Source organism: Streptomyces sp., from assembly GCF_050698815.1.
GTDB lineage: Bacteria > Actinomycetota > Actinomycetes > Streptomycetales > Streptomycetaceae > Streptomyces.
The window spans coordinates 1-7,386 of record NZ_JBOHCV010000036.1; the positions used below are offsets into that span (position 1 = coordinate 1).

Annotated in this window: 6 protein-coding genes; 1 reads left to right on the forward strand and 5 read right to left on the reverse strand. The window is 71.9% G+C overall.

Features of this window, described 5'->3' with window-relative positions:
* Positions 1 to 1,628, reverse strand: a 1,628-nt coding sequence (locus ACRDP3_RS01290; protein WP_431514914.1) for an MFS transporter, incomplete at its 3' end; no start/stop codon positions are given.
* Positions 1,629 to 2,171: 543 nt separating this feature from the next.
* Between ACRDP3_RS01290 and ACRDP3_RS01295 the strand changes: the two genes are divergently transcribed.
* Positions 2,172 to 3,242 carry a phosphatase PAP2 family protein gene (locus tag ACRDP3_RS01295; RefSeq protein WP_431514915.1) on the forward strand — a complete coding sequence of 357 codons (1,071 nt, stop codon included), beginning with the start codon at positions 2,172 to 2,174 and terminating at the stop codon, positions 3,240 to 3,242.
* Between the two features lie 45 nt (positions 3,243 to 3,287).
* Here the strand turns inward: ACRDP3_RS01295 and ACRDP3_RS01300 are convergent, their stop codons facing one another.
* The 4 genes from ACRDP3_RS01300 to ACRDP3_RS01315 form a co-directional block, all read right to left on the reverse strand.
* Entirely contained in the window at positions 3,288 to 3,509 is a 222-nt protein-coding gene (locus ACRDP3_RS01300) for an I78 family peptidase inhibitor (protein ID WP_431514916.1), read from the reverse strand.
* Positions 3,510 to 3,844: 335 nt separating this feature from the next.
* A complete protein-coding gene (locus ACRDP3_RS01305; protein ID WP_431514917.1) occupies positions 3,845 to 4,810 on the reverse strand; it encodes a helix-turn-helix transcriptional regulator in 966 nt (321 codons plus the stop codon).
* 68 nt (positions 4,811 to 4,878) lie between these two features.
* Complete coding sequence (locus tag ACRDP3_RS01310; RefSeq protein ID WP_431514918.1) at positions 4,879 to 5,820, reverse strand: hypothetical protein; 942 nt, start codon at positions 5,818 to 5,820, stop codon at positions 4,879 to 4,881.
* Positions 5,817 to 7,067 carry a glycosyltransferase family 4 protein gene (locus ACRDP3_RS01315; protein ID WP_431514919.1) on the reverse strand — a complete coding sequence of 417 codons (1,251 nt, stop codon included), beginning with the start codon at positions 7,065 to 7,067 and terminating at the stop codon, positions 5,817 to 5,819. The genes ACRDP3_RS01310 and ACRDP3_RS01315 overlap by 4 nt, the downstream gene beginning before the upstream one ends.
* Between the last annotated feature and the right edge of the window lie 319 nt (positions 7,068 to 7,386).

Genomic DNA, 7,386 nt, shown 5'->3' on the forward strand with positions numbered 1-7,386 from the left:
CGGGGCGGCCCCGCGTAAGCCCCGGCGAGGGCCGGCTGGTCGCCGCCGCCGTGGCCCCCGGAGCGGTCGCCCTGCCCGTCCTCGGCCTCCGCCGCGCCACGCGTGTTCTCCATGGTGCGCGGCAGCCGCACCGCGGCGAGCGCGCCGAGCAGCAGCAGGGCGGCGCTGACGATCAGGGTGACGTGCATCCCGTGCACGAAGGCGTTCCGTGCCGCCGAGCGCAGCGCCTCACCGGCGGGGCCGCCCAGTCCGGCCGCGACGCCGTACGCCTCGCCGAGCGAGTTGCCGGCGGCGCCGCTCTCGGCACCGGACACCCCGGGCACCTGGCGCACGCCGGGCGCGTAGGCCGCGTTCATCACGCTGCCGAGCAGGGCGATGCCCAGGCCGGCCCCCAGCTGGTACGCGGTCTCGCCGACCGCCGCGGCGCCCCCCGCGCGGGCGGCGGGAACCTCGCTGAGCATGGACTCGTAACAGCCGAAGAGCGTGGTCTCCAGGCCGAAGCCCAGCAGCACGAAACCACCGATGAGCAGCGCGGGCCGGTCCTGCGGACCCACCGCGGTCAGGCCGAGCACGGCGACCGCGGTGAGCGCGAAGCCGAGACCGACCATGAGCCGCGGGCCCAGCAGCCGCAGCAGCCGGGAGCCCGCCAGCCCGGCGGCGATGGCGGCCAGCGAGAGCGGCAGCAGCCGCAGCCCGGTCTGCAGCGGGGAAAGGCCGAGGACCAGCTGGAGGTACTGCGCGGCGATCAGCGCCAGGCCGACCAGGGCGAGCACCGCGAGCACGATGCAGCCCAAGGCCGTGCCGAAGGCGGGACGGGCGACCGTACGGACGTCGATGAGCGGGTACGGGCGGCGCCGCTGCCGCCGTACGAACAGCGCTATCAGCGCGGCGCCCGCGAGCAGCGGCAGCGCCGTGCCGGGTGACAGCGGATCTCCGCCGCCCGCGTGCTTGACGCCGAGGATGACACCGAAGAGGCCGCCTGCGGCCAGGAGCGCGCCGAGTACGTCCCAGGGGCCCTCGCGGTCGCCGGTGGACTCGGGCAGCAGCCGGCGGCCGACGAGGAGCCCGGCGGCCATCAGCGGGATGTTGATCAGGAAGACGGAGCCCCACCAGAAGTGCTCCAGCAACAGGCCGCCGACCAGTGGCCCGACGGCGGCGCCGACCGCCGCGACCGCGCTCCAGATCCCGATGGCCAGCGCCCGTTCCCGGCGGTCGGGAAAGACCTGGCGCAGGATCGACAGCGTCGCCGGCATGATCATCGCGCCGCCGACGCCCAGCAGCGCCCGGGCCGCGATCAGCATGCCGGGGGTCTGCGCGTACGCGGCCAGGGCGGAGGCGAGGGCGAAGAGGGCGAAGCCGAAGAGCAGCACGCGGCGCCGTCCGATCCGGTCGCCGAGGGTGCCGAAGAGGATCAGCAGAGAGGCGCAGACCAGCGGATAGGTGTCAACGATCCAGAGCAGTTCGACCGAGCCCGGGCGCAGCTGTCCGGAGACGGCGGGCACCGCGACGTGCAGCACGGTCGCGTCGACGGCGACGAGCAGCAGGCTGGCGCAGAGGACGACGAGCACGGTCCACCGGTTCACGACCCGGCCGGTCCCGGCTGTGGCTGTGGTCGTCGTGCCGTACATCTCACACCTCCTCTCGCGCTCTCGCTCTTCCGTGGCAAGGGGGAACACCGGAGCAGGCGGACGTTCTGCCAGCACACGACGGGGGGACGGAACGTCGTGCGGCCCGGAGCGGAAGGGCGGGTGGCCGCCAGGGTACGCGAGGAGGTACGGGCGACCGCGTGGCGCATCTCACGACGGGCATCCGGGCACGCCTTGTGCCACCCCGGCATCCCGTGTCCACGTCGTCACGCACGGCGGCCCGCAGGACGGCCCGCAGGACCTCAACAGGCCTGGCACGGGACGGCGATACGAAGGGAACCGAGTGGAGAATACGGAGCGGAGAGGAAGGTGGAATCCCGCATTAACCAGCGGTGAACAGAATTTCGGAGGCACGTGGTGGAGGCAGGTCGTCGAGTCATCCGGAATGCGGTGCCCGAACCCCGGATAAGCTGCGGGATTTCACGCGCACAAACACCTTGGTGAGACACACTCCACATCACATCGTCATCACGAACTCCCTGCCGGTGTACAGGCACCTCTCGCAGCCGTTGTAACGTCGATTGGGTGCGTACCGACCGACTCCTCGCCAGACTCGAGCAAGAGCCTGCGCGACCGAGCAACCGCGAAGTCCCGCGGATGAGCCGAACCCGCAAGTTGTTGTTCGGCACGACAACGGGGCTCTACGCGGCCATTGTCATCGCCGTCCTGGTCCCTGCAGACCTGGTGCGGCTCGACTGGCAGGTGATGCTCTTCCGTCCTTACAAGCAGTGGCCGGAAGTGCACGCGCTCCTCGACTACTTCGTCGTGCTGGGGCAGCGCGGCCCGACAGCGGTGCTGGTGGCCGCCTGGCTCGGCTGGCGCTCCTGGCGGCAGCGGACGCTGCGCCCGCTGCTGGTACTCGGCGGTTCCCTGCTGGTTCTCAACGTCACTGTCGGCGCGGTGAAAATCGGACTGGGCAGGCTCGGTCCGCACCACGCGACGTCTCTCGGCTCGGCCGAACTCTTCGCCGGCGGCGATATATTTCCCTCGGGACACACGGCCAACGGCGTCGTGACCTGGGGCATTCTGGCCTACCTCGCCACCACGCCGCGGGCCCGCCGGGTGCTTTCGGTGGTCGCCGCCTTCTTCGCCCTGGGTGTCGGCGCGACCACCGCCTACCTCGGTACGCACTGGGTGAGCGATGTGCTGCTCGGCTGGGCCGCGGGGCTTTTGATCCTCCTCGGACTGCCCTGGCTGGAGCCCGCCATCGCCCGGGCCGAGGCGCTGGTCATGGCCTGGCGGGAGCGGTTGCGCTCCGCGACTCCCGGCCTGGCGCCCTCGCCTCTCCCGCCCCTCACCGCGCGACTGCCGGTGCAGCACTCCAGGCGGGGCCTGGCAGCCGAGGAGATGACGGCCCAGGAGGAGGCGCAGGTGGGTGAGGCCGCCGTCGTCGGAGGCCGTACGCCTGCCGCACCGGCGACGCCGTCCTCCTCCGGGACCGTAGCCGGGGCACGGCTGCACCATTCCGCGGGACGTCAGCATCCGCTTCGGGCGGAGCGGGCGCCGGTCACCCCACCACCGCCGGTCGGACCGCGCCGCCCTTACGGAGACCGCACACAGCCGCGCACGGCGCCGCTGGGGCCGCGCGGCAAGTAGGCCGCCGCCGGCCGGCGGCCGCCGGCGGCGTACGGCCACTCAGGGTCAGCCCGGCCAGCAGCGCACCACCGTTCCCGTGCTCTCGTCGACGGCGAAGTTCAGCCGCCCGGTCAGGTACTCCATGGTGATGATCGCGTTCGGCGCGAGTGTCCGCACGGTGGTCCAGCCACGCTCGCGGGCACGTTCCTCGGCCGCTCCCGCGGAGAGACCGACATAGCTCTCGGGCTCGTCCTGCGGGTTGTCCTGTGGTGCGGATTCCGGTGCCATGCCAGCCACCGTACGGTGCGGGCCGTATCGCCGGAAGTCAGGTCCGTATCGTCACTTCGTCACACCTTTGTCACAACAACCGCCGAGTGCTCCGGTGTTCCTCATGTCACTCGTACGGGGTCTTTGTGCGGACCCGTATTGCCGGGGTACCGACGCGCGGATTCGCGTACGGGAAATCACCGCCTGACGTGCCATCGGGAATTCCGGAGCACCCCGCAATTCCCCGTGATCTTGCTGAACAGGGGTCGGGAAATGCGGAAGCGGAACTGGTACCCCGCTCCCCCTCGCCGGTGGGGCGGGTTCACCGACTCGCTCAGGGCATCCGCCGCACCGGGTCAGCGTCCGTCCAGAGCCCGTTCCAAGCGGTCCCGCAGCGCTGTGAGATACGGGAACAGCGCGGCCGGCTCCCGCAGTTCGAAGTCGAAGCCGAGCATCACGATGTGGAAGGCGAGCGCGTCGGGCGAGTGCGCACCGGTGCGCAGCAGACAACTGTGCTCGTCCACCGCCTCCAGGATGCCGGTGGACCGTGAGACCACGTCGGCGGCCCGCTCCATCGGCGCCCGCAGCAGTACGGTGGCCCGCTCGGCGTAGGCGTTCACGGACACGCCCTCTGACACCCACTGCGCCAGGTCCTCGGCCGGTGGCGTACGCGGGGTGAAGCGCGGCCCGTGCGGGGGTGTGAGCGTGAGGCGATCGACGCGGAACGTACGCCAGTCCGCCCGTTCGACGTCCCAGCCGACCAGATACCAGCGGCGGTAGGTGCTCACCAGCCGGTGCGGCTCGAGGACGCGGCGGGTGACGGTGCCGTCGTGTGCCTCGTACGCGAAGCGCAACCGCTCGTGATCGCGGCAGGCGTGGGCGAGTTCGGCGATGACCGCCGCCTCGACGGCGGGCCCGTGCTGGGCGCGCGTCATGGGAACCGTGTAGGCGTTGAGGGCGCTCACCCGGCGGCGCAGGCGGTGCGGCAGTACCTGTTCGAGCTTGGCGAGCGCGCGTGCCGAGGACTCCTCGATGCCCTGCACACCGCCGCCGGCCGTGCCCCGCAGGCCGACCGCGACGGCCACGGCCTCCTCGTCGTCCAGCAGCAGCGGGGGCAGTTCCGCACCGGCGCCCAGCTGATAGCCGCCCGCCGTGCCGGTGCTGGAGTGCACCGGGTAGCCCAGACCGCGCAGCCTGTCGACGTCCCTGCGGACGGTGCGCGCGGTGACGCCGAGCCGGTCCGCCAGCTCGGCCCCGGACCAGTCCCGGTGAGCTTGCAGCAGCGACAGCAGACGCAGCAGCCGTGCCGAGGTCTCCATCATGGACCGAGTCTGCCACCCCTCGCGGACAGCTTCTGTCCTCGAGGGGCGTTGTCCGGCCGCCTCCGTCGTTACCGCGCGTCCACCCGGCTCACCCGCACGGAGAGGTCGTTGTCGCGCGTGTAGTACGGGCTGACCGCGCGTTCACCGTCCGCGTCGGCCACCCGCTGCGGCGGATAGCTGAAGATCCGCTTCTTGTCCGCCACGTCGTCGAGTATCCGGCCGATGCGGACCGGCTCCGCGCCCTCCCACGGGCGCAGCCACAGGTCCCACACCGGGTGCGCCGCGGACAGCGCGGCGAGCGGCAGCCACGCGGTGAAATCCGACCCCTGCCCGTCGTTCTGACCGGTCACATCGGCCGTGTGGGGAGCGTCGGCCGCGTGGGCGGCCACCGGCACGCTGATCGGCGTGGCCGCCGCGTCGCGGGCGCACGCCTCCAGTCGGGCCGTGCCGCCGAGGCGTGCGCCGTACAGCCTGCCGTGCAGCGCGATGCCCCCGTCCGCGACGCGCAGCTCCCCGGCCTCGGCGTGCGGCCAGCGCAGCCATGAACGCACCGTGAGGTTGCCGTACTTGGTGGTGTAAGGGATACGTACGCCCAGCCAGGTACGGCTGGATCTGGGGACGCGGCCGATGAGCGAGCGCAGATCATGGATGCCGGGCAGCAGCCGCCGCGGCTCCCGCTCACCGGAGCCGCCGAACAGCAGGTAGGCGTCCCAGCGTCCCTCCGGCAGGGTCATGATGCTGGGCAGTACGGCGCGCAGCGTGCTGTCGGACCCGGCGGGCGTGAGCGGCAGCCGGACCGTGTCCGCCCCTTCCTCCCCGCCGCGCCGGCGCAGCAGCAGCGCCGCGTCCCGCACCGCGTCGAGGGACACGGCCGGCAGCCGCACGTCGAAGGTGAGCCCCCCGGCGCTGTCGGCCGTGCAGTCGGCGCGCGGGTGCCGGGGTACCGGCGGTACGGACGGCACGGTCCGTACCGCCGGCGCGTGGGCGGGGAGCGCGGTCGGTGTGGTCATGGCCGTCCTCCGTGCAGTGCGAACTCCGTGCCCACCAGTGCGTCCTTGGCCGCGTAGGCGCCGCCGAGCAGCGCCCCGCGTGCCCGGCGCAGGGTGCTCCCGCGGCGGGTCAGCAGAGCGGTCATCAGCTCCTCGTAACGGGCGCCGACGCGCGCGGGGTCGAACCTGGCGGCCGATGTGATCGCCGCCTTGCCCATCCGGCGCCGCAGCGCGTCGTCGTTCATCAGGCCGAGCAGCGCGGCGGAGATGGCCGCCACGTCGCCCGAGGGCACCAGCTGCCCGTCCACGCCGGACCGGATGATCTCGCCGGGCCCGTGCGGACAGTCGGTCGCCACCACCGGCAGCCCGCAGCGCATCGCCTCGACGATGGTCATGCCGAACGACTCCAGGCTGGAGGTGACGGCGCCGATGGACCCCTTCGCCCACTCCGCCTCGATGGGGTGTGCCGGGCCCATCAGGAAGACGTGGTTGTACAGGCCGAGTTCGTCGATCAGGGCGCGCAGCTTGTCGTACATGCGCCCGCTGCCGTAGATCCGCAGACCCCAGTCGGGACGTTCGGCCACGGCCATGCCGAAGGCACGTATCAAGAGGTCGTAGCGCTTGGCCGGGGCGAGCCGGCCGGCCGCCACGACCCACTTGCCGGAGCCGTCCGCGGGGCTGACGTCCGGCTCGGGCACGCTGTTGGGCAGCGCCTCTACGCGGACGCCGGGCAGCCGGAGCAGCCGGCGGTAGTCGCGGGCGTCGGCCTCGGTGACGGTGGTGACGGCGTCCAGCCGGGGATAGGTGTCCCGCAGCATCAGTTTCAGCCGCGCCGGGTGGGTGGCGAGGGTGAGGTGTTCCTGGCCCAGCCGCACCGGCCCGCGCCGGGTCTGCCGGGCGATGTGCGCGTTGAGCCCGGGCCGGGTGCCGATGACGATGTCCGCCTTCGTCCTGGCCAGGTGCGCGCCGATCCTGCGGTCGGTCAGCGCGCTGTACTGCGGGTGACAGCCGTCGGCGGCGGGGAAGACGCGGGCCGGGAGCGCGTGTTCGGGGTCGTCGCCCTCGTACCCCGGACTGTCCTTGCGCAGATCGATCAGTGACCGCAGCCGCACGCCCGGGCCCGGGTCGAAGAAGGGACGGTCCCGGTACCGGAAGACCGATACGACTTCCACGTCGTGCGCTTCGGCCAGCGTCCGCGCGAGGTTGAAGGTGGTGCGGATCGTTCCCCCCATGCCGTACCCGCTGTTGATCAGAAACGAGATGTGCATTTGCCCCAGCCCTCGCACCTTCGTCGCGTTCAGTCCCCTACCGCCCGTCTTACCCAGCTAGACCCGGTTAGGGGTGTATAGGTTGGCCGATGGCCACCGCTAGCACGAACCTGTTCCAGAAGAGTTCCGACATCGTGATCCAGATCCCGGAACCACCTGGTTTACGCCGTTACGGAAGTCTTTCCGGTCGCACCGACGGGGCCGCTGTCCGGATTCCGCCCGCCCTCGAGCGTGACCGGAACCACGGATCGCCCGTTGTTCATACGGACAAGAACCGAACGCCAGGAGCCCCCGTGCCCCCAATGCTCGATGTCAGCGA